Source organism: Sphingomonas sp., from assembly GCF_040398505.1.
In the GTDB taxonomy this organism is placed as follows: Bacteria; Pseudomonadota; Alphaproteobacteria; order Sphingomonadales; family Sphingomonadaceae; genus Sphingomonas.
The window spans coordinates 1-26,726 of sequence record NZ_JBBATX010000028.1; the positions used below are offsets into that span (position 1 = coordinate 1).

The 26,726-nt window shown below is 65.3% G+C and carries 28 protein-coding genes and 2 pseudogenes; 6 read left to right on the forward strand and 24 right to left on the reverse strand.

Annotated elements, in window-relative coordinates; translation table 11 throughout:
• The 5 genes and pseudogenes from ABWP09_RS05655 to ABWP09_RS05675 form a co-directional block, all read left to right on the forward strand.
• A pseudogene (locus ABWP09_RS05655) lies at nt 1-161 on the forward strand (NAD(P)-dependent oxidoreductase); the annotation flags it as partial.
• Nucleotides 158-421 (forward strand): hypothetical protein, encoded by a 264-nt coding sequence (locus tag ABWP09_RS05660; RefSeq protein WP_353204171.1) that lies wholly within the window; start codon nt 158-160, stop codon nt 419-421. The pseudogene ABWP09_RS05655 and the gene ABWP09_RS05660, both read left to right, overlap by 4 nt.
• A complete protein-coding gene (gene gltB, locus ABWP09_RS05665; RefSeq protein WP_353204172.1) occupies nt 405-4,928 on the forward strand; it encodes a glutamate synthase large subunit in 4,524 nt (1,507 codons plus the stop codon). Before ABWP09_RS05660 ends, gltB begins: the two co-directional genes overlap by 17 nt.
• A 77-nt stretch (nt 4,929-5,005) precedes the next feature.
• A complete protein-coding gene (locus ABWP09_RS05670; RefSeq protein ID WP_353204173.1) occupies nt 5,006-5,677 on the forward strand; it encodes a glutathione S-transferase family protein in 672 nt (223 codons plus the stop codon).
• Nucleotides 5,678-5,689: 12 nt separating this feature from the next.
• Complete coding sequence (locus tag ABWP09_RS05675; RefSeq protein ID WP_353204174.1) at nt 5,690-6,061, forward strand: tRNA-binding protein; 372 nt, start codon at nt 5,690-5,692, stop codon at nt 6,059-6,061.
• Here the strand turns inward: ABWP09_RS05675 and ABWP09_RS05680 are convergent.
• The 13 genes from ABWP09_RS05680 to ABWP09_RS05740 all read right to left on the reverse strand — a co-directional run bounded on the left by ABWP09_RS05680 (nt 6,053) and on the right by ABWP09_RS05740 (nt 15,592).
• Entirely contained in the window at nt 6,053-7,525 is a 1,473-nt protein-coding gene (locus tag ABWP09_RS05680; RefSeq protein ID WP_353204175.1) for a glycosyltransferase family protein, read from the reverse strand. The genes ABWP09_RS05675 and ABWP09_RS05680 overlap by 9 nt on opposite strands.
• A 4-nt stretch (nt 7,526-7,529) precedes the next feature.
• A complete protein-coding gene (locus tag ABWP09_RS05685; RefSeq protein WP_353204176.1) occupies nt 7,530-8,045 on the reverse strand; it encodes a DUF2306 domain-containing protein in 516 nt (171 codons plus the stop codon).
• 22 nt (nt 8,046-8,067) lie between these two features.
• Nucleotides 8,068-8,493, reverse strand: coding sequence for a hypothetical protein (locus ABWP09_RS05690; RefSeq protein WP_353204177.1), 426 nt, complete (start codon nt 8,491-8,493; stop codon nt 8,068-8,070).
• Between the two features lie 14 nt (nt 8,494-8,507).
• A complete protein-coding gene (locus ABWP09_RS05695) occupies nt 8,508-9,044 on the reverse strand; it encodes a demethoxyubiquinone hydroxylase family protein (RefSeq protein WP_353204178.1) in 537 nt (178 codons plus the stop codon).
• Nucleotides 9,041-9,523 (reverse strand): disulfide bond formation protein B, encoded by a 483-nt coding sequence (locus ABWP09_RS05700; RefSeq protein WP_353204179.1) that lies wholly within the window; start codon nt 9,521-9,523, stop codon nt 9,041-9,043. The genes ABWP09_RS05695 and ABWP09_RS05700 overlap by 4 nt, the downstream gene beginning before the upstream one ends.
• Before the next feature lies 1 nt (nt 9,524).
• Nucleotides 9,525-10,862 (reverse strand): S41 family peptidase, encoded by a 1,338-nt coding sequence (locus ABWP09_RS05705; protein WP_353204180.1) that lies wholly within the window; start codon nt 10,860-10,862, stop codon nt 9,525-9,527.
• A gap of 91 nt (nt 10,863-10,953) precedes the next feature.
• Nucleotides 10,954-12,138, reverse strand: coding sequence for a murein hydrolase activator EnvC family protein (locus tag ABWP09_RS05710; RefSeq protein ID WP_353204181.1), 1,185 nt, complete (start codon nt 12,136-12,138; stop codon nt 10,954-10,956).
• A gap of 3 nt (nt 12,139-12,141) precedes the next feature.
• Nucleotides 12,142-12,564 (reverse strand): 23S rRNA (pseudouridine(1915)-N(3))-methyltransferase RlmH, encoded by a 423-nt coding sequence (locus ABWP09_RS05715; RefSeq protein WP_353204182.1) that lies wholly within the window; start codon nt 12,562-12,564, stop codon nt 12,142-12,144.
• 153 nt (nt 12,565-12,717) lie between these two features.
• On the reverse strand, nt 12,718-13,119 hold the full coding sequence (rsfS, locus tag ABWP09_RS05720) for a ribosome silencing factor (RefSeq protein ID WP_353204183.1): 402 nt from the start codon (nt 13,117-13,119) through the stop codon (nt 12,718-12,720).
• An 8-nt stretch (nt 13,120-13,127) separates the two neighbouring features.
• Nucleotides 13,128-13,745, reverse strand: a complete 618-nt coding sequence (locus ABWP09_RS05725) for a nicotinate-nucleotide adenylyltransferase (RefSeq protein ID WP_353204184.1) — start codon at nt 13,743-13,745, stop codon at nt 13,128-13,130.
• Nucleotides 13,742-14,038: a type II toxin-antitoxin system RelE/ParE family toxin gene (locus ABWP09_RS05730; RefSeq protein WP_353204185.1), complete on the reverse strand. Its 297-nt coding sequence runs from the start codon at nt 14,036-14,038 to the stop codon at nt 13,742-13,744. Before ABWP09_RS05730 ends, ABWP09_RS05725 begins: the two co-directional genes overlap by 4 nt.
• Nucleotides 14,026-14,226, reverse strand: coding sequence for a hypothetical protein (locus ABWP09_RS05735; RefSeq protein ID WP_353204186.1), 201 nt, complete (start codon nt 14,224-14,226; stop codon nt 14,026-14,028). The genes ABWP09_RS05730 and ABWP09_RS05735 overlap by 13 nt, the downstream gene beginning before the upstream one ends.
• A gap of 106 nt (nt 14,227-14,332) precedes the next feature.
• A complete protein-coding gene (locus ABWP09_RS05740) occupies nt 14,333-15,592 on the reverse strand; it encodes a glutamate-5-semialdehyde dehydrogenase (protein ID WP_353204187.1) in 1,260 nt (419 codons plus the stop codon).
• A 90-nt stretch (nt 15,593-15,682) separates the two neighbouring features.
• Here ABWP09_RS05740 and ABWP09_RS05745 point away from each other — a divergent pair, with 90 nt between their 5' ends.
• Nucleotides 15,683-16,756: a DUF3667 domain-containing protein gene (locus ABWP09_RS05745; RefSeq protein ID WP_353204188.1), complete on the forward strand. Its 1,074-nt coding sequence runs from the start codon at nt 15,683-15,685 to the stop codon at nt 16,754-16,756.
• A gap of 3 nt (nt 16,757-16,759) precedes the next feature.
• Here the strand turns inward: ABWP09_RS05745 and ABWP09_RS05750 are convergent, their stop codons facing one another.
• The 11 genes and pseudogenes from ABWP09_RS05750 to ABWP09_RS05800 all read right to left on the reverse strand — a co-directional run.
• Nucleotides 16,760-17,131, reverse strand: a complete 372-nt coding sequence (locus ABWP09_RS05750) for a hypothetical protein (protein WP_353204189.1) — start codon at nt 17,129-17,131, stop codon at nt 16,760-16,762.
• A gap of 139 nt (nt 17,132-17,270) precedes the next feature.
• Entirely contained in the window at nt 17,271-19,238 is a 1,968-nt protein-coding gene (gene ftsH, locus ABWP09_RS05755; RefSeq protein WP_353204190.1) for an ATP-dependent zinc metalloprotease FtsH, read from the reverse strand.
• 79 nt (nt 19,239-19,317) lie between these two features.
• Entirely contained in the window at nt 19,318-20,370 is a 1,053-nt protein-coding gene (gene tilS / locus ABWP09_RS05760; protein ID WP_353204191.1) for a tRNA lysidine(34) synthetase TilS, read from the reverse strand.
• A 1-nt stretch (nt 20,371) separates the two neighbouring features.
• Nucleotides 20,372-21,337, reverse strand: coding sequence for a tetratricopeptide repeat protein (locus tag ABWP09_RS05765; protein ID WP_353204192.1), 966 nt, complete (start codon nt 21,335-21,337; stop codon nt 20,372-20,374).
• Nucleotides 21,338-21,400: 63 nt separating this feature from the next.
• On the reverse strand, nt 21,401-22,381 hold the full coding sequence (locus ABWP09_RS05770) for a helix-turn-helix domain-containing protein (protein ID WP_353204193.1): 981 nt from the start codon (nt 22,379-22,381) through the stop codon (nt 21,401-21,403).
• Between the two features lie 109 nt (nt 22,382-22,490).
• Entirely contained in the window at nt 22,491-24,761 is a 2,271-nt protein-coding gene (gene ptsP / locus ABWP09_RS05775) for a phosphoenolpyruvate--protein phosphotransferase (RefSeq protein WP_353204194.1), read from the reverse strand.
• A 65-nt stretch (nt 24,762-24,826) separates the two neighbouring features.
• On the reverse strand, nt 24,827-25,852 hold the full coding sequence (gene ruvB, locus ABWP09_RS05780) for a Holliday junction branch migration DNA helicase RuvB (protein ID WP_353204195.1): 1,026 nt from the start codon (nt 25,850-25,852) through the stop codon (nt 24,827-24,829).
• Nucleotides 25,849-26,199, reverse strand: a complete 351-nt coding sequence (locus ABWP09_RS05785) for a hypothetical protein (RefSeq protein ID WP_353204196.1) — start codon at nt 26,197-26,199, stop codon at nt 25,849-25,851. Before ABWP09_RS05785 ends, ruvB begins: the two co-directional genes overlap by 4 nt.
• Nucleotides 26,196-26,414 carry a type II toxin-antitoxin system HicA family toxin gene (locus ABWP09_RS05790; RefSeq protein WP_353204197.1) on the reverse strand — a complete coding sequence of 73 codons (219 nt, stop codon included), beginning with the start codon at nt 26,412-26,414 and terminating at the stop codon, nt 26,196-26,198. The genes ABWP09_RS05785 and ABWP09_RS05790 overlap by 4 nt, the downstream gene beginning before the upstream one ends.
• Nucleotides 26,392-26,613, reverse strand: coding sequence for a type II toxin-antitoxin system HicB family antitoxin (locus ABWP09_RS05795; protein WP_353204198.1), 222 nt, complete (start codon nt 26,611-26,613; stop codon nt 26,392-26,394). Before ABWP09_RS05795 ends, ABWP09_RS05790 begins: the two co-directional genes overlap by 23 nt.
• Nucleotides 26,614-26,633: 20 nt before the next feature.
• Nucleotides 26,634-26,726: pseudogene (locus ABWP09_RS05800) on the reverse strand (Holliday junction branch migration protein RuvA); the annotation flags it as partial.

The window sequence follows — 26,726 nt, forward strand, 5'->3', positions numbered from 1 at the left end:
ACAAGACGCTGATGACCAGCCTCGACGGCGTGTTCGCGGCGGGCGACATCGTGCGTGGCGCGAGCCTCGTGGTGTGGGCGATCCGCGACGGGCGCGACGTGGCGGCGAGCATGCACAAATATCTGAAGGCGACGGCGAGCGCGGGGAGGAAGGCGGCATGAAGCGGATCGTTCTTGCCGCCAGCCTAATCCTCGCGGCGCCTGTCGCCGCGCAGACCGGGGGCGCTCCGTCGGCGCCCACCGGTCAGAAGTATCAGCAGCAAAGCCTGGCGATCTTGGGTGATCCAGGTGTCGCAGCTTGGCAATCTGGCGTCGCTGCACGTGCGCAGGCGCGTGTGAAGGACGAGGTCGAAACGTTGCTTGCCGAGGTGAAACCAATCTTCGAGCGAGATGAAAGTCAAAAAAATGCCAAGCATTCCTGACTCCGAACGCGCGCGCCTCGCCGAACACGGCATGTACCGCCCCGAATTCGAGGGCGATGCCTGCGGCGTCGGGCTCGTCGCCGCGACCGATGGCACGCCGTCGCGCCGCGTCGTGCAGTCGGCGATCGATGCGCTGAAAGCCGTGTGGCACCGCGGTGCGGTCGACGCCGATGGCAAGACCGGTGACGGTGCTGGCCTCCACATCGATCTCCCGCTCAAATTCTTCGACGATGCAATTGCCGCCTCGGGCCACAAGCCGCTGCCCAACCGGCTCGCGGTCGGGATGATCTTCCTGCCGCGCACCGATCTTGGCGCGCAGGAAGCGTGCCGCACGATCATCGAGAGCGTGATCATCGACGAGGGCTATACGATCTATGGCTGGCGGCAAGTGCCGGTCGATGTCTCGGTGATCGGGCAAAAGGGCCTCGCCACGCGCCCCGAGATCGAGCAAATCATGATCGCCGGCCCCCTGCCCGACGAGGCCAGCGCCGCCGAATTCGAGAAGAACCTCTATCTCGTCCGCCGCCGGATCGAGAAGCGCGTTATCGAAGCGCAGATCCAGGGTTTCTACGTCTGCAGCCTGTCGTGCGTGTCGATCATCTATAAGGGCCTGTTCCTCGCCGAAAGCCTGTCGGTCTTCTATCCCGATCTGTGCGACATGCGCTTCGAAAGCCGCGTCGCAATCTTTCATCAGCGCTATTCGACCAACACTTTCCCGCAATGGTGGCTGGCGCAGCCGTTCCGCTGCCTCGCGCACAATGGCGAGATCAACACGATCCGCGGCAATAAAAACTGGATGCTCAGCCACGAGATCAAGATGGCGAGCCTGTCGTTCGGCGAGCATAGCGAGGACATCAAGCCGGTGATCCCGGCGGGTGCGTCCGACACCGCAGCACTCGATTGCGTGTTCGAGGCGATTTGCCGCTCGGGCCGCGATGCGCCCACCGCCAAGCTGATGCTCGTGCCCGAAGCGATGGCGCCCAATAGCGACATGCCGCCCGAGCATCTCGCCATGTACCAATATCTCGCCTCGGTGATGGAGCCGTGGGACGGCCCCGCCGCGCTCGCCATGACCGATGGCCGCTGGGCCGTCGCCGGCATGGACCGCAATGCGCTGCGCCCCTTGCGCTACGTCCGCACGATCGACGGTTTGCTGATCGTCGGGTCCGAAAGCGGGATGGTCGTCGTTCCTGAATCGACGATCATCGAAAAGGGCCGCTTGGGCCCGGGCGAAATGATCGCGGTCGACCTCGACAAGGGCGAATTGCTCCACGACCGCGCGGTGAAGGACCGAATCGCAGGCGAAGCCGATTATGCCGCGATGATCGGCGCGTTCACGACGATTGCCGATTTGCCGATGCCAAAGGATGCGGTGATCGCGCGGTACGATCGCGCCGAGCTGATCCGCCGCCAAGTCGCCGCCGGGCAAACCATGGAGGATATGGAGCTGATCCTGTCGCCCATGGTCGAGGGGGCCAAGGAAGCGATCGGATCGATGGGCGACGATACCCCGCTCGCGGTCATTTCCGACAAGCCGCGCCTCATCAGCCAATTCTTCCGGCAAAATTTCAGCCAGGTCACCAACCCGCCGATCGACCCGTTGCGCGAACGCCATGTCATGTCGCTCCGCACGCGGTTCGGCAATCTCGCCAATATCCTCGATACCGAGGACCGGCGCGATGGCGTGCTCGTGCTCGAATCGCCCGTGCTCGATGGAACCGACTGGGCGCGGTTGAAGACGCATTTCGGCGCGCAGGCGGCCGAAATCGACTGCACCTTTGAGGCCGGCGGCGGCGCGGAAACGCTGCGCGCCGCGATCGCGCGGATCAGGGCCGAAGCGGTGACCGCAGTACGCGAGGGCCGGACCGAATTGTTCCTGACCGACCGCACGATCGGCCCCGACCGGATCGGCATTGCCGGTGTGCTCGCGGCGGCGGCGGTGCATACGCATCTCGTGCGGATGGGCTTGCGTTCTTACGCCAGCATCAACATCCAGACCGCCGAATGCCTCGACACGCATTATTATGCGGTGCTGATCGGCGTCGGCGCGACGACGGTCCATGCCTATCTGGCCGAGGCGTCGATCGCCGACCGCCACGCGCGCGGCTTGTTCGGCGATCTCACGCTCGACCAGTGTCTCGCGCGACACCGCACCGCGGTCGAAGAGGGGCTGCTCAAGATCATTTCGAAAATGGGGATCGCGGTGATCTCGTCGTATCGCGGCGGCTATAATTTCGAGGCGGTCGGTTTGAGCCGGGCGTTGGTCAACGATCTGTTCCCCGGCATGCCCGCGAAGATTTCGGGCGAAGGCTATGCCTCGCTCCACCTCAACGCGCAGCTGCGCCACGACAAGGCGTTTGACGAGGCCGTTGCGACGCTGCCGATCGGCGGCTTCTATCGCCAGCGCCACACCGGCGAGACGCACGCTTACTCGGCGCAATTGATGCACTTGCTGCAAAATGCGGTCGCGACCGATTCGTACTCGACCTATCTGCAATTCTCGCGCGGGGTGGAAAGCCTGCCGCCGGTCTATCTGCGCGATTTGCTACAGTTCAATTTCCCGGCGGAGGGCGTCGCGGTCGATCAGGTCGAGGCGATCACCGAGATCCGCAAGCGCTTCGTGACGCCGGGCATGTCGTTGGGCGCGCTCAGCCCCGAAGCGCACGAGACGCTCGCCATCGCGATGAACCGGATCGGCGCAAAAGCCGTATCGGGCGAAGGCGGCGAAGACAGCGCGCGCTATCACCCCTATCCCAATGGCGACAATGCCAATTCGGCGGTCAAGCAGATCGCCAGCGGGCGCTTCGGCGTGACGGCGGAATATCTCAACGCCTGCGACGAGATCGAGATCAAGGTCGCACAAGGGGCCAAGCCCGGCGAGGGCGGGCAATTGCCCGGCTTCAAGGTGACCGAATTCATCGCAAAATTGCGCCACGCAACGCCGGGGGTGACGCTCATCTCGCCACCGCCGCACCACGACATTTATTCGATCGAGGATCTGGCGCAGCTCATTTACGATTTGAAGCAGATCAATCCCGTCGCGCGGGTGTGCGTGAAGCTCGTCTCCTCCGCCGGGATCGGCACCGTCGCGGCGGGCGTCGCCAAGGCGCATGCCGATGTGATCCTTATTGCTGGCCATGTCGGCGGCACCGGCGCTTCCCCGCAGACCAGCATCAAATATGCCGGAACGCCATGGGAAATGGGGCTGAGCGAGGTCAACCAGACACTGACGCTCAATGGGCTTCGCGGGCGGATCAAGCTGCGCACCGATGGCGGACTCAAGACCGGGCGCGACATCGTCATCGCCGCGATCCTGGGCGCGGAGGAATTCGGCATCGGCACGCTCAGTCTCGTCGCGATGGGCTGCATCATGGTGCGGCAATGCCATTCGAACACGTGCCCGGTCGGCGTCTGCACGCAGGACGAGAAGCTCCGCGCGAAATTCAGCGGGTCGCCTGAAAAGGTCATCAATCTGATGACCTTCATCGCCGAGGAAGTCCGCGACATCCTCGCCCGACTCGGTTTCCGCAGCCTCGACGAAGTGATCGGCCGCACCGAATTGCTCCGCCAGGTCAGCCGCGGCGCGGAACATCTCGACGATCTCGATTTGAACCCGATCCTCGCCAAGGTCGACGCGCCCGACGATCAGCGCCGCTTCAGCCTGACCGGACGGCGCAATGAAGTCCCCGACAGCCTCGATGCGCAAATCCTCAAGGATGCCGCTGCCGTGTTCAGCCGGCGCGAGAAGATGCAGCTGACCTATTCGGTGCGCAACACGCATCGCGCGGTCGGCACGCGGCTGTCGAGCGAGATCACCCGGACCTTCGGCATGTCGGCGCTCGCCGACGGGCACGTCCATGTCCGGCTGCGTGGCTCGGCGGGGCAATCGCTCGGCGCGTTCCTGTGCAAGGGCATTACGCTCGAAGTGTTCGGCGACGCCAATGACTATGTTGGCAAGGGCCTGTCCGGCGGGATCATCGCGGTGCGCCCGGTCGTGTCCTCGCCGCTCGCGAGCCAGGACAATACGATCATCGGCAACACCGTGCTCTACGGCGCGACCTCGGGCAGCCTTTATGCCGCTGGCCAGGCCGGCGAACGCTTTGCAGTGCGCAATTCGGGCGCGAGCGTGGTGGTTGAAGGCTGCGGTGCGAACGGGTGCGAATATATGACCGGCGGCATCGCGGTCGTGCTCGGCACGGTCGGCGCGAATTTCGGCGCAGGCATGACCGGGGGGATGGCGTTCGTCTACGATCCCGAAGGCCGCTTCCCGCGCCGCGCGAACCCGGAGAACATCACGTGGAACCGGCTGTCCTCGCTGCATTGGGAAGCGACCTTGCTTGGGCTGGTCCGCGCGCATCACGCAGCAACCGATTCGAAATGGTCGGGTGCATTGCTCGACGATTGGGGCCGTGTGGTCGAGCATTTCTGGCAAGTGGTGCCAAAGGAAATGCTGACGCGGCTTTCCCATCCGCTCGACGATCAGCTGGAGCAAATCGCGGCGGAGTGAGCGCCCACGCGCGGATAATCGGCGAAGGCGCGTCACCGCGTCTTCCGTCCGGTGTCCGACGGGGCTAACGTCGCGCAATGTGGCAACTCCATCAATTCGCGCTCTGTCCCTTTTCGCGCAAAGTCCGCCTTTTGCTCGGCGAAAAGGGGGTGGGGTGCGAACTCGTGCGCGAATATCCGTGGGAGCAGCGCGACGAATTCCTCGACATGAACCCGGCGGGGCAAGTGCCGGTGATGACCGACGCCGCGCGCGGGCTGCGGCTGATGGATTCGATGGCGATTTGCGAATATCTTGAGGAAACCGTCGACAAGACCGCGATGATCAGCGGCACCGCGGTCAACCGCGCGGAAATCCGGCGGCTGGTCGCGTGGTTCGACACGCAATTCTTTGCCGATATCGTCGCCCCCTTGTTGCACGAACGGATGGAGAAGCGGATCGTCACCAAGGCGCCGCCCGATTCGAACAAGCTGCGCGCAGCGATGAAGGCGGCGGTGCGCCATCTCGAATATACCGATTTCCTGCTCGACCGGCATAATTGGATGGCGGGCGCGACGATGAGCCTCGCCGATCTGGCCGCCGCCGCGCAGATTTCGGTCGCGGATTATCTCGGTGGGATCGACTGGAAGCATCACGAACAGACCGCGAAATGGTATCGCGGGTTCAAGAGCCGTCCGAGCTTCCGTCCCTTATTGTCGGAACGGATGGAGGGCATCGTGCCCCCCAAACATTATGACGATGTCGATTTTTGAAGGAGTGGGCCGATGCACGCGACGCATGACCCCGCCGCCGAGGCAGCCCCACTTATCGGCTTCGACGATTTCCTGAAGGTCGATATCCGCGTCGGCACGATCATCGAGGCCCTGCCCTTTCCCGAAGCGCGCAAGCCCGCATATCGCCTGCTGATCGATTTCGGCGCGGTGATCGGCATCAAGACATCGTCGGCGCAGATCACCGCGCACTATACGATCACGGAATTGCCCGGGCGGCAGGTCGCCGCGGTCGTCAATTTTCCACCGCGCCAGATCGGGAAAATGATGTCCGAAGTGCTGACGCTCGGTTTTCCCGATGCGGCGGGCGAGGTCGTGCTGATCGAACCGAACCGATCGGTACCCAATGGCGGGCGGCTATTCTGAGCGGGCGCGATCGGCCCGCCGCGTCCACCACAGCATCAGTCCCAACAGCGGCAGCGCGATGTCGAGATAGAGCGCAAAGCCCCACCATGGCTGCCAACCCCAATAGAGATTGGGCAGCGTATTGAGCTTGGCGTGCGCGAACAGTCCGACGAAATTGCGCGTCCATACCGGGGTGACCATCGTCTCGGGCGCGAAGATGTCGGTCGCGGCCACCACTAAATTGAGCAGCATCGACGCGCCGAGCAAAGCCGCCGCCGCAACCTTCGCCCCCATCCCCCGGAGTGACGCCCAGAACGGCGCCAGACCGAGCGCCAGGAACGGGATCGCCGGCACCGAATGGCGCGGGCCTACGGACGCGCCGCCGTCCCAATAGGCGTAAGACGCGTTGACCGCGAGCACGATCAGAATGACCGACAGCGCCAGCACCCCCAGATCGCGCGTCGCGGGGGCGCGGATCATCCGCGACACGCCGAGCGCGCCGAGCATCAGCACGGGTGCCACCCACAGCAGCCCGCGCCGCGTGCCGAACAGGATTTCCCACAGCACATAGGGCTTGGGGTAGGTCAGGCCGAACAGCCCCTCATTCATCCCGCCAAAGCCGACCACGCCCTGATACCCCGTCATGAACGGTGTCCCGAACGCGAACTGGTTATAGGCGGCGAGCGGCAGCACCGCGACCAGCGCCGTGCCGACCGCGATCAGATACAGCCGCCGCCGCACTGGCCATGCCGCCTCGCGGCTACGCCACAGCGCCCATAGCCCGATCGCGATGCCGCCCAGAGCCGAGGGAAATTCGATCGCCACCGCCCAGCCAAGCGCCCCGCCCGCCATCAGCGGATAGCGCCAGCGCGCGATCTCGCGATCTCCCGACGTGCCGCGCCAGATCGCCCAGGTCGCGATCAGCAGCAGCGCCGCGACGGGCGCGTGGCCGAACAAGGTGGTCGACCAGCCCCACACGACCGACCCCAGCGCATATCCCAAGGCGGCGAACAGCCCTGCCGCCGGGCTACCCGTGATTCCGGTGCCGAGATCGAACAGCAATACCGCCGCAAACGCCGTCAGCAACGCCGCGCCGAACGCCACGGCGAGCGCGAGGCGCAAGCGCAGGAAATCGGCCAGCTTCGGGTTGGTGATGTCGATCACTTGATCATAGGAATTGCCGCCCGTGACCCAATTGGTCGCCCACACCACGGGTGCCGCCATCAGCGTCACGCCGGGGGCCTTGTCCATATAGTAATGCGTGACCGATTCATGGGTGAACTGCGCCTTGTCGATCGTCAGCGTCTGATAGCGATCGATCGTCGCCTCACCGCGTTCGACCAGCGACAGCGCGCCGAACAGCCGCGTCGCATTGTTGGGGTTGAGCTCGAACGAGCCGAACCAGACGCACGACAGCCATACCAATGCGAATAACAGCAAAGCGACGCCATGCGGCCCGCGAACAATCCCGTCCTGCTTGGTCATCCGGTCAGGCGAACAACCACCAGCCGAGCAAGCGCCCGAAAGGCAAGGTAAAGAAGCCCGCGATCAGCAAAGCCCCCGTCACCATCCCGCGGACATGGCGGCGGTGGGCGGCGATCCGGTGCGTGCGCGCGCTCCACCACAGCAAGGGGGTGACGATGACGACATAGGCCGAGATGAGATGGATGAAGCTGAAATTGCCATGGTTGCTGAAGCGCACGAAGAACGATTCGGTGGCGGTCAGGAACATCGCCGCGACCCAGACCCGGCCGAGCAACCGATGCGTCGGGTCTCCCCGCGGGCGCAGCAGCATGATCGGCGTCAACGCGAGCGCGGTCATCACCGTGACGAGATGCCCCCAAACAACCGCCGGCAGATAGACCCATTGCGACTGGCCCTTGGCGAGCGCGACCACAATCGTCACGAACAAAAGGCCAGCGGCGATCGCCAGAAAGCGTTCATAGCTATCGGGTGCCAGCGCTCTGGCCGCCGTCGGCCGCGTTTGTCCTGCAAGTGTCGCCATGCTGCCCCCTCAGCCGATCGGATCAGGGAACGATCGCCGCGTCGACCGCGCGCTGATCGGCCTTGTTTTCCTGTTTCTGCTTTTTGTACGCGCGGCCGGCCTGAACGAAACAGCCCGTCGCGCCACCTGCGCCAACATTGGAGCAGCTACCGATGCCGTCTTGCCCGACACGATCATTGGCTTCAGCCTTGGCCGCCCAGCTTTCATTTTCCGGCGTCACCTTCAAATCGCGCAATTCCTTGGGGATGCGGAATTGTTCACCGGGCGGGCGCTTCACGCACACGACGATTTCATTGCCGTCGGCGTCGGTCGGGCATTTCTGGGTGCCATAGATGATCAGCGGTGGCGCGGTGACGCCCTGCGCGACGGCGGGCGCTGCGGTCAGCGCGCCAAAGGCCAGCATCGTCGCTGCCGCTGCCGTTACGGTCTTTGTCGTCAGGCTTTTCATGATCCCGTCTCCCGTCAAATCCGTTTCGCGGTCGCGATCGCGACCTTGCACCCAAGGCGGATCAGGCCGCTCAACACCAGATAGCCCGGCGTGTTTTCCGCCCCTGCCGCCAGCGCGGTTTCGCGATGCTCGACCTCCTCGGCCTGAAAATCGCGGATCGCATCCGACAGTTCGGGGTCGCTATCGCCTAGCACAACGAGCTGTTCGGCATAATGCTTGTCGATCTCGGTCTCGACCGCAGCGGTACACGCCATCGCCGCCTCAGGCCCGAACGCTGCCGTCACCGCACCGAGCGCGAAACCGGCGACATTCCAGATCGGTTGCAGCAGCGTCGGGCGCACGCCGCGCCGCGCCATCATCGCATCGAAGAACTGGCGGTGGCGCGCTTCCTGATTGGCCATGCCCGCAATCGCGCGCGCGGCCGGGCTGCGATCGCCCAGCACCGCCAACTGCCCGGCATAGATCCGCGTCGCGCCATATTCGCCCGCTTGATCGACCCGCACCATCGAATCGGTCAGCCGCTTGGCATCCCCCGGCTTCCATCCACTCATACGCGCTTTCCCTGAGTCTGCCCTTGCATCACCCCAAAGATGGCGATGGCACCGCCGATCGAAAAGAGCGCGTTGAACCCGGCGAGCGAAATTCCGAACAAACGCCACTGCGCGACATCGCAGCGCACGATCGGCGCGTTCATGATGCTGTCGAGCGTGACCGGTCCCGACAGGGTCGAGGTGCATTCGGTGAAGCCCTGCCACCAATGATATTCGACCCCGGCATGGAACACGCCGATCGCGCCGCTGAGCAGAATCGCGAGCGCCGCGAGCGCAACCAAGGCTCCGCGCGCCGGACGTCCTGGCACGACAAACGCAAGCGCCGCCAGCGCAAGCGCGGCGATGTGCGGGTAGCGTTGATACCAGCACAATTCGCACGGATAGAGATGCCCGACATATTGCGAGATCAGCGCGCCACCGAGCAGCGCGAGCGGCACGCCCAGCGCCAGCAACCGCGCCGTATCGAACCGATCGCGCACGCTACTTCGCCGCGACCGCTTGCGGCGCGCCCGACAGGCGACCGATCGTCTTGAGCGCATAGCTCAGCTGGAAATCGTCCACGCCCTTGGCTTTGAGCGCATCGGCCGTGGCCGCGAAGCGCGGGTCGGGCTTGCCGTCTTCCTCGATCGCGGCATTGTCGGCCTTGACCTCATTGATCAAATGGCGGCGCAGATCGTCCTCGCGGAACACCGGGCGCGACTTGTAATCGGGGTCGGAGATTTGCGGGACGGCGATATCGGGTTCGATCCCGCCTTCCTGCACCGATCGACCCGACGGCGTATAATAACGTGACGTGGTCAACCGCAGCGCGGCATTGTCGCCCAGATCAATGACGGTCTGCACCGATCCCTTGCCGAACGACCGCTCGCCCATCACCAGCGCGCGGTGATGATCCTGCAGCGCGCCCGCGACGATTTCCGACGCCGATGCAGTCCCCGCATTGGTCAGCACGATGATCGGCAAGCCGTGCGCCAGATCGCCCTTCACATAGGATTCGGCGTAGAATGGCTCGATATCGGCCTTGTCGCGCCCGCGCTGCGAGACGATTTCGCCGCCGGAGAGGAAGTTATCGGCGACCGCAATCGATTCATCGCGCAAGCCGCCGCCATTGTCGCGCAGATCGACGATATAGCCGAGCGGATCGTGACCGAGCTGCTTCTGGATGCCCCTGATCGCCGCCGTCACCGCTTCGCCGGTATGTTCCGAAAAAGCGTTGATGTTGATGATGCCGACGCCGTCCTTGACGCTCCATTTGACCGGCTTCTGCACGATCTTCTCGCGCACCAGCGCCACTTCGATCGGCTTGGGCCGACCGGGGCGAAGCAAGGTGAGCGCGATCCGCGTGCCCGGCTCGCCGCGCATCGCGCCGATCGCCTCGTCGAGCGTCTGTCCGAAGATCAGCTTGCCGTTGATATGCGTGATGTAATCGCCCGACTTGATCCCGGCGCGCCACCCCGGCGAATCCTCCTGCGGCGCGATGACCTTGACCGCGCCATCTTCCATCGTGACGGTCAGGCCAAGGCCGCCATAGCTGCCGAGCGTCTGGATCCGCAGATTTTGGTAATCGAGCCCGGTCTCATAGGCGCTGTGCGGATCGAGCGCGGCGAGCATCCCCTCGATCGCACCCTTGACCAGCACCTTGTCGTCGACCTTGTCGACATATTCGGCCTTCACCCGATTGAACACGTCGAGGAACACCGACATTTCACGGTACGTGCCGGTATCGACCGCCGCCATCGCGCTCGTACCCACGGGAACGATCGCGAGCACCGCAGCGATCGCGGATGCCTGGAGCAGCGAGGTGGTGAAGCGCGACATCGTCGGATACTCGTGACAGCAGGGGTGTTGGGCGGACTGTAGCGGGATTTGTCGGCGGATCAAAGCGCAGGCGGGATGAACCGCGCGTGACTCATCCGACCAACGCGGTCAAATCGATCGCACGGTCGCGCCGCCTGAGCTCGACCGTGACGCGCGGGTTCGCCCCGCCGCCAGCCTGGCCGATCGGCGCGCCCTGCGCGACGGTGTCGCCGATCCGCGTCGAAACGCTGCCGAGCCCCGAGAGCAGCGACGTCCAGCCACCACCATGGTCGATAATGACGATGCTGCCATAAGCGCGGAACGGCCCGGCGAACGCGATCCGCCCGGCGGCGGGGGCAACGATTTCGGCGCCAGCGGCGGGCGTGATCGTGATCCCGCGCGAGCGCACGCCGGCATCGGACACTTCGCCGAGACCGGTGACGATCTTGCCTTGCACCGGCAGCCGGTACGGCGGCGCGGCATGCGACCAGGCGACGCGGTCGATCGGCGCGACGCTTTCGCCCGGCCGCGGCGGACGCGGCAACGGGCCAGGGAGCGATTCGAGCGCCTCGCGCGTCGCGGCCTGATTGCCGATCGTCCCCATCAGATCGACGATATCGCGCGCCTTTTCGCCGAGCGCGATCGCGCGGTCCGATTCGAACAAGGCATCGCGCCCGAGCGCGCGCGAGCGCAAGCGATGCTCCGCCTCGAGCCGCGTCAGCGCGAGCCGCTGCGCCTCGAGCCGGGTGCGGCTCTCGGCGAGCGCTGTCGTCGCGACGCTGGCTTGGATCTGGAGCGCGCGGGTGCGCGCGAGATCGGCGCGGACATCGGCGGTGCGCGCGCGGATCACGGGCATCGTGTTAGCGAGGACCGCGCGGACATGGACCAGATCGTCGACCGATCCGGGCTGGACCACGCTGATGATCGCCGGGCGGCGCGCCAGCGATTGCAGCGCCGCCATCAACCGCACGACCGGCGCCTGCTTCGCGGCCAGCCGCGCGCGCTGTTCGCCAAGCAAGCGTTCGATGATCGCGACGCGCGCCTGTCCGGCGGCGATATCGGCCTCGGCCTGCTGGATGCGCGCGGCGACGGCGGCTTCCTGCGCGCGCGCTTGCTGCGCCTGATCGCGTTCGGCGGCGGCTTGCCGTTCGAGATTTGCCGAGCGGGCCGCTGCAGCCTCGGATTGCGCCTTCGCCTCGGCCAGGCGCGCGTGCTGATCGTCGGGCGCTTGCGCGAGTGCAACGCCCGCGCCGGCCGCGCCGATCGCCATCGCCAAGAGAAAGAGCCGCCCCCGCATGGCTCACCCTTCGCGGTGATACGGATGGTTGGCAAGGATGCTCGTCGCGCGCCACAATTGTTCGGCGAGCATCGCGCGCGCCAGCAAATGCGGCCAGGTGGCACGCCCGAAACTGAGCAACAGATCCGCAGCACTTCGCTGCGCATCGTCAAACCCGTCGGCCGCGCCGATCAGGAAGCGCGCCTCGCGCACGCCCGCATCGCGCCATTTCTCAAGGCACCCAGCAAAATCGCGCGAGGGCAGGACTTGGCCCGTTTCATCGAGCATGACGATGCGGCAGCCCGGTTCGACCGCCGGCATCTTGCCGCCGGTGTCGGGCAATTCGGTCAACTTATACGGCCAGGACAGTCGCTTGACGTAGCGCTCGACCAGTTCCGCCTCGGGCCCGCGCCCGATCCGCCCGCGCGCGACGATATGCAGGAGCATCCCCACCTCCGTTACGCAGGGACCCTGCCCCACGCTTCCCCGGCGAAGGCCGGGGCCCAGTCGCGACGGCTTCGGTAACGAAGCGCTGCGCGCACTACTTGACCGCGCACTGCTGGGCCCCGGCCTTCGCCGGGGAAGCGCGTTCGGGAAACGCTAGTCCTCGAGCACCGGCACGACCGGCGGCGTCGGCGCATCGCCGAACGCCCACATCCGTTCGAGATTGTAGAAGCTGCGCACTTCGGGCCGGAACAGATGGACGATCACGTCGCCGGCATCGAGCAAGACCCAATCCGCCGTCGGCAAGCCTTCGATCCGGGAAGGACGGCCGAACTCGGCCTTGATCTTCTCGGCGAGTTTCTGCGCCATCGAGGCGACTTGCCGAGTCGAGCGACCGCTAGCGATCACCATGTAATCGGCGATGCTCGATTTGCCCGCCAGCGGGATCGAAATCGTGTCGACCGCCTGATCGTCGTCGAGCGACGCGAGTACCAGCCGATGGAGCGCCTCGACCTCATCGGGTTCGGACGCGCGATACGCAGGAGAAGATGAGGCCAAGATGATTCCTATTCTGAAGGTGAAGACGGAGCGGCTGGCAGGAAATGCCGCTGCCAGGCGGGATCGGCAGCACGAAGCTGTGTCGCGGAGCGCGGGTCGGGGCGGAAGCGCAACAGCACGAGTGCCGGCAATCTCCACTGCGTCCAGTTCTTCGCCTGGTATGCGGGCCGAACTGCGCGCCGCAACCAACCCATCGCGGGAGCCGCGCGAGCCATCCGCTCATACCCCGGACGCGCGATAACCGCAATCGGAACCTCACGCGCGATTCGCCGCCACCCTTTCCACTGGTCGAACTGCGCCAGATTGTCCGATCCCATCAGCCAGATGAACTGCTTTTTGGGGTAGAGCCGGCGCAATTTGGTGAGCGTGTCGACCGTGTAGCGCGTGCCGAGCCGCTGTTCGATCGCGCTCGCCCGGATCGGCGCATGCCGCGCGACTCGCACCGCCGAGGCGAAGCGCGCGGCGAACGGGGCCATGTCACCGCTCCGCTCCTTGAGCGGATTGCCGGGCGAGACCAGCCACCAGACTTCATCGAGCGCGAGCGCATCGAGGGCCGCGAGACTGATCGCACGGTGCCCGCCATGCGCCGGGTTGAACGACCCGCCAAGGATGCCGATGCGGGTCAAAGCTTCGCTTCGATTGCGCCGGACCAGTCTTCTCGCGCATGTCGAACGCGCACGATTTCAACCACACCTTCCCGCAAGCGGTACAGGATCAGATCAGGGGTCTTGCGCACGCTGATCACGCGAAACGGTTGGTCGAGCGACCAACCCAGCCTGGGATAATCCGACAAGCGCAAAGCCGCTGACTGAATCGCGCGTAGGATGCCCGCGGCCGCAGCCGGATCACGATCGGACAAATATGCGTCGATGTCGGCCAAATCCAGACCCGCTCTTGGCGACCAGATCAGGCGCGGCATCGCGCCTCGTGCTTGGCGATCATGGCATCGAGTTCGGCCATCACGACATCGTGCGGAATAAACTCGCCGCGGTCGAGCTCGTCGATCCCGACCTGGGCAAAAGCGGCGAGCTCAGCTTCGCTCTCCACGACACGGCGGATCGCACCTGCAGCGTAGGCCGCAGGACTGATCCCAAGCGACTCGGCCATACGATCGAGCAAAGCACCCGTCTCGGCATCGAGTTCTGCGGTGACCGACCGCGAGACAGACATTGGATCATTCATGACGACAGACTAATCTTTCGCCCCGCGCCCATCAACCCCGCACCTGCCCCGTCCCGTAGCCAACCCATTTGTACGTCGTCAGCCCCTCAAGCGCGACGGGCCCGCGCGCGTGGAGGCGGCCAGTGGCGATGCCGATTTCGGCGCCCAGCCCGAACTCGCCGCCATCGGCGAATTGGGTCGAGGCATTCCACAGCACGATCGCGCTGTCGACCTGCGCCAGGAAACGGTGCGCCACCGCTTCGTCTGCCGCGACGATCGCGTCGGTGTGGTGCGATCCGTGCCGCGCGATATGGGCAATCGCGCCATCGACGCCGTCGACCAGCGCAGCGCTGGCGATCGCATCGAGATATTCGGTGTCCCAATCCGCGTCCGTCGCTTGCGGCAGCGCATCGGACAGCCCCGGCCCGACGCGCACCTCGCACCCCGCCGCGACGAGCCGGTCGACCAACGCCTTCGGATCCGCAAAGGCGCGGTCGATCAACAGCGTCTCCATCGAACCGCACACGCCGGTCCGACGCAATTTGGCGTCGATCACGATCGCCGCCGCCATCGCCGGATCGGCCGATCCATCGACATAGACATGGTTGATCCCGTCGAGATGCGCCAGCACCGGCACGCGCGCCTCGGTCTGAACGCGCGCAACCAGGCCCTTTCCACCGCGCGGTACGATCAAGTCGATCGCGCCCGCTCCATCTGATCCGTCCGCGGCGAGCATCGCGCCAACCGCCGCGCGATCGCTGATCGGCACCCACTGCGCCGCATCGGCCGGCACGCCGGCCGCGACCAAGCCCGACACGATCGCCGCGTGGATCGCGCGGTTGCTCTCGATCGCTTCGGACCCGCCGCGCAGGATCACGGCATTGCCCGCCATCACCCCGAGCGCTGCGGCATCGGCAGTGACGTTGGGGCGGCTCTCATAAATAATGCCGAGCACGCCGATCGGCACGCGCACGCGGCGCAGGCGCAAGCCGTTGGGACGGACGGTTTCGTCGATCACCGCGCCGACCGGATCAGCGAGCGCCGCGACCGCCGCGACCCCATCGGCCATCGCCGCGACACGCCCGGCATCGAGCCGAAGGCGCTCGAGCATCGCCCCCGACAGCCCGGCCACGGACGCCTGGGCCATGTCGATGGCGTTGGCCGCCAGGATCGTTGGGGTGGCATCGCGCAGCGCAGCGGCGGCGGAGCGCAGTGCAGACGCCTTGGTCGCGGTCGGCAAGGTCGCCAAGACCCGCGCAGCGCCGCGGGCGCGCGTCGTAAACTCGGCGATCAGGGCGACGGCGTCGGTCATCGCGAGCGCGGTATCACGGGAGCGTGCGGTGCGGCAAAAACTATCGCTTCTGCCGCAGCCGGTGATATGTTGCTCGCCATGTCGGGGGAAATGGCAGCAGCCGGCGATATCGCCACGGGGGCCTTGATCGGTCGCGCGGTCGAGCCGCATGCGGGCGAGGCGGTGCATAGCCACCACGCGCAAGACCTGTGTCTTAATTGCGGAACCACGCTGCGCGGCGAGTTTTGTTACGCTTGCGGCCAGGCCGGCCATGTCCACCGCACGCTCGCTTCGATCGGGCACGATCTGCTGCACGGCGTGTTCCATTTCGAAGGCAAGATCTGGCGCACCTTGCCGATGCTGTTCACTCGCCCGGGCGAGCTGACGCGGCGCTATATCGCAGGCGAGCGCGCGCGCTTCGTCTCACCGCTCGCTTTGTTCCTGTTCTCGGTCTTTCTGATGGTCGCGACGCTGGAGACCGTCGGCGGACCGATCGGCGGCAACGGCAAGAGCGAACGCGCGGGCGCGAGCATGACCCCGGTCGAATTGCGATCGCAACTCGGCAAGGCGCAGCTACGCGAAAAGCTGCTCGCGACCGAACGCAGTGCGTTGCTGGCCAAGGGTGCCGATACCGGCCAAGTCGACGATCAGCTCGAAGCGGTGCGTAACGAGGTCAAAGGCCTGAACTCCGCCAAAGACCTGACTGAAGGCAATCTGGCACCGGTCATTGCGTCGGGATCGGTCCATACCGGTAGCGCGTCGCTCGACAAACGGATCGAGCATGCGGCCAAGGAACCCAAGCTGTTCCTCTACAAATTGCAGTCGAGCGCCTACAAATTGAGCTGGGCGCTGGTGCCGATCTCGCTCCCCTTCATCTGGATCCTGTTCGCCTTCCGGCGCGATGTCGGGCCGTACGATCATGCGATCTTCGCGATCTATTCGCTGTCGGCGATGACGGTCGGCGCAACCGTACTGGCGATCGCCAGCGCGATCGGCTTGCCCGGCGGGATGATCGCGACGATCTTCGTGCTCGGGCCGCCCTTCCACATGTATCGGCAGCTGAAAGGGGCCTACCGCCTGTCGCGCTTCGGGGCGTTGTGGCGGACTTTCGTACTGATCAATGCCGCGACGATCGCGGCGCTGCTGTTCTTCATTCTCGTGCTGGGAATCATTTCGGGCGCGTGAGCGTCACTTGCACGGGTAGCGCCGCTCCATCATCGCGGAAAACGCGGTCTGGACGCTGATATTGCGCTTTGCGGGCGGCAATGCCTTGAATTCCGCGAGGATATCATTGCTGCCGATCTTGGCCGTGCCCTTCGGCGGCGGGCAGCTCGTCGGCTTGCGTCCGGCGGCCGCGTCCGCCGCGAGCCGAGCGCGATAGGCATCCGATGCGGTCATGATTTCCTGCCGCAGCAGCGTGATATCGGACGACCCGACCGCGAACAGCCCCTTGGCTTTTAACGCATCGGCCTTGGCGAGAAAGGCCTCGACCGTCATCGCCTGCGCCGCGACCGGCAACAGGGCGAACGCCAGCACCACACTCCGCAAACCAAGCCGCATCATCACCTCCCCGAAAAAACTGTCGCATTTGCCAGATCGGCGCGTGAACCAAAACTGAACCGCGCTACCTGCCGCACCCTCAAGAAAAAGCCGCGCCCGATCAACATCGAACGCGGCCTTTTCGATACCCTTCCGCCGATCAGGCGCCGGCGGGTGCCGGAGTGCCGAACGGACCGCCGCCCTTGGGACGACGTGTCTTGGGGATCGACGTCCCCGCGCCCGGCACCGCCGGGGTCGCCGCATCGGGATCGTCGCGCCCGATATCGCCTTCAAACGCCAGCCGCTTGATTTCGTCGCCGGTCAGCGTCTCATATTCGAGCAAGGCGCCAGCAATGCGGTGCAACTGATCGATATGTTCGGTCAGCACTTCACGTGCCCGCGTCAGACCGCCATCGACCAGCTTGCGGATCTCGCTGTCGATCATCAGCGCGGTTTCGTTCGACATGTTCTGCCGCTGCGTCTGCGAATAGCCAAGGAAGGTCTCGCCCTGCTGCTCTTCATATTGCAACGGGCCGAGCGCATCGGACATGCCCCATTGCGACACCATCGCGCGCGCCAGCTTGGTCGCTTGCTTGATGTCGCCGGACGCACCCGAAGAGACCTTGTCATAGCCGAAGATCAATTCCTCGGCGACACGGCCGCCCATGACGGTGGCGAGATCGGCATACATCTTGTCACGGTGGTACGAATAATTGTCACGCTCGGGCATCGACACGACCATACCGAGCGCTCCGCCGCGCGGGATGATCGTCGCCTTGTGGATCGGATCCGACGCTGGCTCATGCACGCGAACCAAAGCGTGACCCGCCTCATGATAGGCGGTCATGCGCTTTTCCTCGGGCGTCATCACCAGCGAGCGCCATTCGGTGCCCATGATCACGCGGTCCTTGGCGGTTTCGAACTGCGCCATCGCGACCAGCCGCTTGCCGAGCCGCGCCGCCATCAGCGCCGCTTCGTTGACGAGGTTGGCAAGATCGGCACCCGACATGCCCGGCGTACCGCGCGCCAGCACGCGCGGATCGACGTCGGGCGCGAGCGGCACCTTCTTCATATGGACTTGCAGGATCTTCACGCGGCCCTCGATATCGGGCAGCGGCACCGTCACGCGGCGATCGAAGCGACCCGGCCGCAGCAAAGCGGGATCGAGCACGTCGGGGCGGTTGGTCGCCGCGACGATAATGATGCCCTCGGAGGCCTCAAACCCGTCCATCTCGACCAGCAACTGATTGAGCGTCTGTTCGCGCTCGTCATTGCCATTGCCGAGCCCGGCGCCACGATGGCGACCGACCGCGTCGATTTCGTCGATAAAGACGATACACGGTGCCGACTTCTTGGCCTGTTCGAACATGTCGCGCACGCGGCTCGCGCCGACGCCGACGAACATTTCGACAAAGTCCGACCCCGAAATGGTGAAGAACGGCACGCCCGCCTCACCGGCAATCGCGCGCGCGAGCAGGGTCTTGCCGGTGCCGGGCGACCCGACGAGCAGCGCGCCCTTCGGAATCTTGCCGCCGAGCCGCGCGAACTTGGTCGGGTCCTTCAGGAACTCGACGATCTCCTGCAATTCCTCGCGCGCTTCGTCGATGCCCGCGACATCATCGAACGTCACGCGACCTTCCTTCTGCGTCAGCATTTTCGCGCGAGATTTGCCAAAGCCCATCGCGCCCGATCCGGTATTCTTCTGCATCTGGCGCAGCACGAAATAGCCGAGGCCGAGGAACAGGAAGAAGGGCAGCGAATTGACCAGCAGCACCTGCCAGATCGGCGCGCCTTCCTCAGGCTTTGCACTGATCATCACGCCCTTTTCGCGCAGACGATCGGTCAGGCGCGGATCCTGCGGGGCGTAGGTACGGAACTTGGAGGCATCGGTGAACGTACCGGTGACGACGTCGCCCGCGATGTTGACGTCCTTGACCCCGCCCTGCTCGACCCGGTCGAGGAACGCCGAATAGGCGATCGCCGTCGACCCGGGGCTGGCCGAACGGTTGTCGATCAACGTCACGAACAGCGCCAGCGCCACGAGGATGCCGACCCAGATGAGCAGCGATTTCATCCAGGGATTCGCTCCATTATTGTCGGGGCCTGGCTGCTTGTCGTTGTCGTTCATACGGAAACGTACCTTTCTCGAGGCACCAAGATAAGCACAGCGCGATTAATGGCAATGGAACAGCGCCGCATTTCGTCGATCACACAGAGCGACGCGGCGGTTCTTCCGCGAATCGCCACACATTACCCTTTACCGAAACCATGATCCCGGCCTGCGTGGCGCTGCGCCCCGCTTCGAGCGCGTCGAGCAGCGACTCGATATTGGTCGAATCGTCAAAGGCCGGACGGACGATGCCGTTGACCGTGCGGACCAAGCTGATCGCCGAGCGGCACATCCGGCGTTTCAGCTCACGCGGCAAATCAGCGATATCGAGCCAGCTCTGGAAATCGGGATCGTCGACCCCGACCGGTACGACCTTCCGCGTCCGCCACAGCCATGCTTCGATCTCGCGCAGCGTCGAATCCGCTTCAGCGGCAAAGGCTGCCGACTTGGCGATCTGCGCCGGATCGAGCCACGGCGTCGTTCGCAACAGCGCGCGGAAGCGGGTGCGATCGTAATGATCGTCGGCGTTGCTCGGATCATCGACGAACGGCAGCCCCTGCGCGACCGCGAGCGCGCGCAGCTCCGCGACGCGCCAATGCAGCAGCGGTCGCACCACGGCGACATTCCAGACATCGAAGACCGTGCCCGAGTCACCAACCGGCCTCGACACCTCCCGCGTCTGCAAAGCGCGGATACCGGCGAGCCCCGCCACGCCCGATCCCCGCGCCGCGCGCATCAAGAAGGTTTCGGCCTGGTCATCGGCATGGTGCGCGGTGGCGAGGCATTTGGCACCGCTTTCGACCGCCCAACGCAGCAATAACGCATAGCGCCGCTCGCGCGCTCGCGCCTGGACTGCGACGGCGCCGATCGCGTCCTCGACGGTCAGAATCATGTGCGCGACGCCAGCAGCATCGCACCACGCAGCAACCATCTCCGCCTCTGTCGCCGATGCAACGCGCAAGCGATGATCGACCGTCGCGGCCACAACCTGTCCCGGAAAAGCCGCGTGCGCGAGGGCGAGCATCGCCATACTGTCGGGTCCGCCCGACACCGCCAGCGCCACGCGCTCATCGCGCGCGACCGGCCGACCCTGCGCAGCCTCGAAATCGTCGCGAAAGCGCTCGACCGAGATCCGGTCGAGCGCGCTCATCTCACGAACAGCTCGAATCCGCACGGCCCTTGGCGACGCCCGCCTTCATCCGCGGATCGGCTTCGACCTTCGCACCATAGCTGCGCGTCAGTTCGGTATAGACCTTGCAGACTTGCGCGGGTGGCTTGCCGAGCTTCACCAGCGCCTGCGCCAGATAATAGAGGCTCTCGGGTGCGCGATCGCCATCGGGCCATTTCTTGTAATTGTCGTAGAATGCGAGGCTGGCGAGCGACGGCTTGCCCTCTTCCAGATAGGACCGCCCAAGCAGATTCTGCGCATAGCTCGCGCGCTTGTGCGTCGGATATTTGGTGGTGACCGCGGTGAATTGCGCCTCCGCCTCGGGATAGAGTTTCGCGGCCCACAAGCGATAGCCGTAGAGATACGTGTCCTCCGCGACATCACCCGTGGCGGGCCGCTCGACCGCAGCAAGCGTGGCACTGCGCGTCGGGTCGGTCACACCGACGGGCTTCGGCGTCGCGGCGGCAGGCGCCTTTGGCGGAATCGGCTTGGCAATGACGGGCTTGTCGATCGGCGGCTTCGACGGAAGCGGGCGCTCGATCGGCCCCGCATCGATCGGCGCAGGCGAAGGGGCCGGGGCCGCCGCGGCGCTCGCCTCCAGCGCCTTGATCCGCGCATCGAGCAATTGCACCTTGTGCTGGTTAGCCTCGATCTGTGCGATCATCCCGCGTAACTGCGTCTCAAGCGAATCGACTCGCATCGTCAGGTCGGCGACCGGGCTGGTCGGCGATCCGGGCAGGATGGTTTCGGGATTGGCCGGCTGATTGTCGGGCTGGACGTATTGCCCGCTGCCGCCGGGGAACACCTTGCGCTGAACCGCGCGCATCTCCCCCTCGAGCCGATCGACCCGCCCCTCGATCGCGCCGCGCTGCCCGCTTTGGGCGTGCGCCGCCGGCGCGCTCAGCGTGGCTCCGGTTAACAGGATGACGGACAGTGCAAGGTTACGCATGATACACCCCCCGGTGCGGTAAAGTCTTGAGCATAGCGGAATTACGCACGATGTCGCCAGCCTTCACGGTGTCGGCGTCGAGCCCGGCGCCGGCGCGACAGGTTCGGATGCCACCGGGACGGGCGCCGCGATGTTGAGCGGTGCCGACCCCGACGGGATCGCGCGGCTGGCACGCGGCGTGGCGCGCGCGGTCGGCCGGGATGGGCTCGCGGTCGGCGCGGTCGACGGCGCAACGGCGGGCACAATCGGCTGAGTCGCTGCCGCCGTCGGCGCGGCGCGCGCCGTCAGCGACGCGGCATCGATCGCCACATCCTTGATCGCAACCCGGCCATCGCCCAGCGGCGCGACGGGGGTGCCGCCGACGGTGATCTGCAATTTGTCGGGCCGTCCGACATTGATCAGCGGTGCGGTCGCATCGGCCGGGACGGCATAGACCTCCCCCGCCTTCAACGTGCCGAGGAACAGCGTCTTGCCCGCGGCGTCATAGACTTTGAGCCAGACTTCATCGGTCGCGGTCAGCACGACCGCGCCGGTCGGGACGCTGGGTGTCGCGACGGTCGCAGGCGCGGGAGCCGCTTCAATCTTATTCTCGACGACGGGCACCGGGGCACTTTCCTCGCCGCGAAACAGCGCGGTGCCGTAGAACAGGCCAATGCCGACCAGCAGCAGCACGGCGACGATCAGTGCGCCGATCGCCAGCCCGCGTGTCGGCACGCGCGACGGTTCGTCAATCTCATACGCTTCATATTCGGTGCGGCGGACGGCGCCGGGCTGATCGCTCGCGCCGCGCACTTCGCGCGCGATCGCGACCTCGTCGAGGTCGACCGCGCGGGCATAGGCCTTGGCGAACCCGACCGAATAGGTGATCGAGGGCAGCGCCGCATAATTGCCGACCTCGATCGCCTCAAGCTGCCGCACCGGCACGCGCGTGCGCGCGGCGATTTCGGCCAGCGATAACCCTTGCGCCTCACGCGCTTCGCGCAGCTTTTCCCCCGCAGTTTTTGGAAACAGGGTCGCTTCTTCGGGCGGATTCGGGTCGGTCATCAGTCTCTCCGACAGGATGGGTGCGGCCCAATGCTCGTCCTGCCCTGCCCGCGTGTCTCACAAAGCGACGACGACAAGTCAACGGCCCGTGGCGTGATCTGCCCTGTGATCACGCCAGTTCGACATGGTTTTCGCTCGCCCAGGCGCCAAGCGCGCCGCGCATGTCGCGCGGTGGGGCTTTGAGCAGTTCGGCCATGTGCGCCGTGAGCGCAGCGCGATCGAGCGAGCGGAGCATCGCCTTGATCGGCCCGACGGCGGCGGGCGTAATCGACAGCCGTTCGATCCCGAGGCCAATCAACGCCATCGCCTCAAGCGGACGCCCGCCCATTTCCCCGCACACCGTGAGTTGCACCCCCGCCGCACGCGTCGGTTCGACCAGTTTTGCCAGAAACCGCAGGATCGCCGCGCTCAACCAATCGTAACGCTCGGCGAGCTTGGGATTGGCGCGGTCGGCGGCGAACAGGAATTGCGTCAAATCGTTGGTGCCGACCGACAGGAAAGAAATATTGGGCAGCAACAGATCGAGCTGTTCGGCCAGCGCCGGAACTTCGAGCATCGCCCCATAGCGGATGTCGTTCGGTAACTTTTTGCCGCGCCCGATCAGCCATTCGCGCTGTGCTTCAAACAAAGCGCGCGCTTCGTCGAATTCCCACGGCTCGCTCACCATCGGGAACATGACGCTGAGCGTCCGCCCGGCCGCTGCCTCAAGCAAAGCGCGTGCCTGCACCTTCATCAACCCGCCGCGTTCGAGCGCGAGCCGGATCGCGCGCCAGCCCATTGCCGGATTCTCTTCGTCGGCATCCTCTTTGTTGAGATAAGGCAGCGCCTTGTCGCCGCCGATATCAACGGTGCGGAAGATGACCGGGCGATCGCCCGCGGCATCGAGCACATCCTTGTAGAGCCGCTGCTGACGCTCACGCGACGGCAGCGTGGCCGAAACGAGAAACTGGAATTCGGTGCGGAACAGCCCGATCCCGTCGGCGCCGGTCACGTCGAGCGCGGCCACGTCGTCGCGAAGTCCGGCATTGACCATCACCGTCACGCGGTGCCCGTCCAGCGTCACCGGTGCCACGCTCTTGAGCGCAGCGAACACCGCCTTGCGTTTCTGGCGAAGGTCGAGCGCGGTTTCGAACGCTTCCTCCATCGCGGTCGAGGGCCGCGCGAAGACATTGCCGGCGGTCACGTCGAGCAACAGCAGATCGCCCTCGCCGATCAGCCGCCGCACGTCGCGCACCCGGCCGAGCACCGGCACGCCCATCGCGCGCGCGACGATCGTGACATGCGCGGTGAGCGAGCCTTCTTCGAGCAGCACGCCCTTCAGCCGCCGCCGATCATATTCGAGCAGTTCGGCCGGCCCGAGATTGCGCGCGATCAGGATCGTGTCCTGCCGCAGCCCCATCTGCGCCGCCGTACCCATCTGGCCCGAGACGGTGCGCAATAGCCGGTTCGACAGATCCTCCAGATCGTGCATCCGGTCGGCAAGCAAGGGATCGGCGATCTGCCGCATCCGCATCCGCGTGCGTTGCTGTACGCGCTCGATCGCCGCCTCGGCGGTCAGGCCACTGTCGATCGCCTCGTTGATGCGGCGGCTCCAGCCCTCGTCATAGGCGAACATCTTGTAGGTCTCGAGCACCTCTTCATGCTCGCCGCCGACGCCGAATTCGGCTTGCGCGGCGATCCGCTCGATCTGTTCGCGCATCTTGTCGAACGCGGCATAGACGCGGTGGCGCTCGGCCTCGGTATCCTCGGCGACGGTATGTTCGACATGGACGCGCGGCTGGTGGAACACGGCATAGCCGCTCGCCATGCCTTCGACGAGCCTCAGTCCGGCGATCCGCATCGGTGCGGTCGATTGCGGGCGCACGGTCGTCGCCCCGCTCGCATCGACCAGCTCGGCATTGGCGATCAGCTCGCTCAGCACCATCGCGACGGTCTGCAGCGCCTCGATCTCGACATCGTCATATTTGCGGCTCTCGACATGCTGCACGCACAGCACGCCGACTGCCTGTTCGCGCCGGATGATCGGCACGCCGGCAAAGCTGTGGAAGCGGTCCTCGCCGGTTTCGGGCTTGTACGCGAAATCGGGATGCGACGCGGCTTCGTCGAGGTTTAACGTCTCGACCTGTTCGGCGATCGTACCGACCAGCCCCTCTCCCAAGGCAAGCTTGGTGACGTGGACCGCCTCCTGCGCGAGGCCCCGCGTCGCATACAGTTCAAGCAGCCCTTCGCGCAGCAGATAGATCGAGCAGACCTCGCTCACCATCGCTTCGCCGACGATGCCGACCACGGCATTGAGCTTGGCTTGCGGCGTCGTACGCGACGCCATCACGTCATGGAGACGGCGCAGGATTTCACGGGCGGAGGCGGCGGCGGACGGCATTGCGGGGGGCTAACAGATTGTAGTCGCTCTTGGCTATCGTGCGACGCACAAGATTTGCTTTTGGGTTATGGATCGAACAGCCCGTCCTGGCTTCCCGCAGGCGGGTTGAGCCCGAGATGCTTCCACCCGCCCGCATTGAGGCAGCGCCCGCGCGCCGTGCGCGCGATCAGCCCCAATTGGATGAGATAGGGCTCGATCACTTCCTCGACGGTGTCGCGCGGTTCGCTCAAGCCCGCCGCGAGCGTTTCCACGCCGACCGGGCCGCCGCGATAGATATCGGCGACCATCATCAGATAGCGCCGGTCCATCGCATCGAGGCCGAGGCCATCGACTTCGAGCCGGTTGAGCGCTGAGTCGGCGGCATGCGCGTCAACCAGATCATGCCCGGCGGCATGCGCGAAATCGCGCACCCGGCGCAGCAGCCGTCCGGCAATCCGCGGCGTGCCGCGCGAACGCCGCGCGACTTCTGCGGCCCCCTCGGGCGAGATGGCGAGGCCGAGCAGCCCGGCGGCGCGCGTCACCACGCTGGTCAGCTCCTCGACCGTGTAGAAGGTCAGCCGCACCGGGATGCCGAAACGATCGCGCAAGGGGGTGGTGAGCAACCCCTGCCGCGTCGTCGCGCCGACGAGCGTGAAGCGCGGCAAATCGATCCGCACCGAGCGCGCCGACGGCCCCTCGCCGATCATCAGATCGAGCGCGCGATCCTCCATCGCGGGGTAGAGCACTTCCTCGACGGCGGGTTGCAGACGGTGAATCTCGTCGATGAAGAGGACATCGCCATCTTCGAGATTGGTGAGGAGCGCCGCCAGATCGCCCGACTTGGCGATGACCGGGCCCGAGGTCGCGCGAAACCCCACCCCCATTTCGCGCGCGACGATCTGCGCGAGCGTCGTCTTGCCGAGCCCGGGCGGGCCGAAGAACAGGACATGATCGAGCGCATCGCCGCGCGCCTTGGCGGCGGCGATGAAGATGCGCAGATTCTCCCGCGCCGCCTTCTGCCCGACGAAATCGTCGAGCGATTTCGGGCGGAGCGCGGCGTCGACATCCTCGGGGGTGCGCGAGGGGGTGAGAAGGGGGTTATCGGTGATCATCCTGCCCCATAATCCGGCTGGCCCCACGAAACCCGAAAATCCTCTAACATTTGCAGCGCGGCACCCATGAGTTTGCAGCGTGCGAGACGCTGCGAGGCCGGGTCATCGTTGAGCAATTCAATCGCGCCGGTGCCGAACACCTGCAAGTCGTTTGGCTCGCCATTTTGAGCAAGCGCATTGAAATAATCGAACACCCGGTCCTCTTCCTCAGGGGGCAGCGTGCGCATCGTTAGGGTTCTTGCTGCGGCACCAAAAACGACAGTCGGCAGGTCGCAATCGTCTGGGTTGAGATGCTCCGCAAGAAACGGGCAAGCTGACAAAAGATGCTCCACTTGTGGGGCGATCACTTCATCGCATCCAGCAGCTCGTCGACGGTGAGATCGGCCTGATCCAGAATGCCCGACAAAGTACCAAGCTTAAGTTCGCGCCGCTCCGGCACGATACACGTCAGCGATCCGCGTTTGAGAACGATGTGACTGCCCTTCTGACGCACCCGGACGAAACCAAGCCGCTCCAACGCTCGGATCGCCTCGCGACTGCTAAGCCGCGGCAGCCGGGGCATTGTCGTTTACGGTGATCGTACTGAGAAGAATGTTGCCCCGGACACGCAAAGGTGCGTCTTCGAGATAGAGTTCGACCGCTTCTTTAAGGTTCGCCAGCGCTTCCTCGATCGTCTCACCATCGGTCGTCGTCATCGTCTCGGGATTGTGGGCGATATACCCACCCTCTTCGGCAGGCGTCAGCACAGCAGATAATTGCATGGTCAGCTCCTCATCTCTTGTTACCGCGTAACCTTGCGCAGCGCCAGCCGCACCAACCCATCCAGCGTCGCGCCTGCCCCCAATTCCTCCTCCGCCGCCGCCACCGCGCCGCT

Bases quoted from the DNA above. Each gene is read 5' to 3' on its own strand.
- ABWP09_RS05745 (WP_353204188.1), top strand. From the start codon at position 15,683: ATGGCAGCAGCCGGCGATATCGCCACGGGGGCCTTGATCGGTCGCGCG.
- ABWP09_RS05690 (WP_353204177.1), bottom strand. From the start codon at position 8,493: ATGAAAAGCCTGACGACAAAGACCGTAACGGCAGCGGCAGCGACGATG.
- tilS (WP_353204191.1), bottom strand. From the start codon at position 20,370: ATGAGCGCGCTCGACCGGATCTCGGTCGAGCGCTTTCGCGACGATTTC.
- ABWP09_RS05660 (WP_353204171.1), top strand. From the start codon at position 158: ATGAAGCGGATCGTTCTTGCCGCCAGCCTAATCCTCGCGGCGCCTGTC.
- ABWP09_RS05750 (WP_353204189.1), bottom strand. From the start codon at position 17,131: ATGCGGCTTGGTTTGCGGAGTGTGGTGCTGGCGTTCGCCCTGTTGCCG.
- ABWP09_RS05705 (WP_353204180.1), bottom strand. From the start codon at position 10,862: ATGTCGCGCTTCACCACCTCGCTGCTCCAGGCATCCGCGATCGCTGCG.
- ABWP09_RS05710 (WP_353204181.1), bottom strand. From the start codon at position 12,138: ATGCGGGGGCGGCTCTTTCTCTTGGCGATGGCGATCGGCGCGGCCGGC.
- ABWP09_RS05715 (WP_353204182.1), bottom strand. From the start codon at position 12,564: ATGCTCCTGCATATCGTCGCGCGCGGGCGGATCGGGCGCGGGCCCGAG.
- ABWP09_RS05685 (WP_353204176.1), bottom strand. From the start codon at position 8,045: ATGGCGACACTTGCAGGACAAACGCGGCCGACGGCGGCCAGAGCGCTG.
- ABWP09_RS05695 (WP_353204178.1), bottom strand. From the start codon at position 9,044: ATGAGTGGATGGAAGCCGGGGGATGCCAAGCGGCTGACCGATTCGATG.
- ABWP09_RS05730 (WP_353204185.1), bottom strand. From the start codon at position 14,038: ATGCCGCGCCTGATCTGGTCGCCAAGAGCGGGTCTGGATTTGGCCGAC.
- ABWP09_RS05735 (WP_353204186.1), bottom strand. From the start codon at position 14,226: ATGGCCGAGTCGCTTGGGATCAGTCCTGCGGCCTACGCTGCAGGTGCG.
- ABWP09_RS05740 (WP_353204187.1), bottom strand. From the start codon at position 15,592: ATGACCGACGCCGTCGCCCTGATCGCCGAGTTTACGACGCGCGCCCGC.
- ABWP09_RS05675 (WP_353204174.1), top strand. From the start codon at position 5,690: ATGCACGCGACGCATGACCCCGCCGCCGAGGCAGCCCCACTTATCGGC.
- ABWP09_RS05770 (WP_353204193.1), bottom strand. From the start codon at position 22,381: ATGACCGACCCGAATCCGCCCGAAGAAGCGACCCTGTTTCCAAAAACT.
- gltB (WP_353204172.1), top strand. From the start codon at position 405: ATGCCAAGCATTCCTGACTCCGAACGCGCGCGCCTCGCCGAACACGGC.
- ftsH (WP_353204190.1), bottom strand. From the start codon at position 19,238: ATGAACGACAACGACAAGCAGCCAGGCCCCGACAATAATGGAGCGAAT.
- ruvB (WP_353204195.1), bottom strand. From the start codon at position 25,852: ATGATCACCGATAACCCCCTTCTCACCCCCTCGCGCACCCCCGAGGAT.
- ABWP09_RS05765 (WP_353204192.1), bottom strand. From the start codon at position 21,337: ATGCGTAACCTTGCACTGTCCGTCATCCTGTTAACCGGAGCCACGCTG.
- ptsP (WP_353204194.1), bottom strand. From the start codon at position 24,761: ATGCCGTCCGCCGCCGCCTCCGCCCGTGAAATCCTGCGCCGTCTCCAT.
- ABWP09_RS05795 (WP_353204198.1), bottom strand. From the start codon at position 26,613: ATGCAATTATCTGCTGTGCTGACGCCTGCCGAAGAGGGTGGGTATATC.
- ABWP09_RS05790 (WP_353204197.1), bottom strand. From the start codon at position 26,414: ATGCCCCGGCTGCCGCGGCTTAGCAGTCGCGAGGCGATCCGAGCGTTG.
- ABWP09_RS05670 (WP_353204173.1), top strand. From the start codon at position 5,006: ATGTGGCAACTCCATCAATTCGCGCTCTGTCCCTTTTCGCGCAAAGTC.
- ABWP09_RS05680 (WP_353204175.1), bottom strand. From the start codon at position 7,525: ATGACCAAGCAGGACGGGATTGTTCGCGGGCCGCATGGCGTCGCTTTG.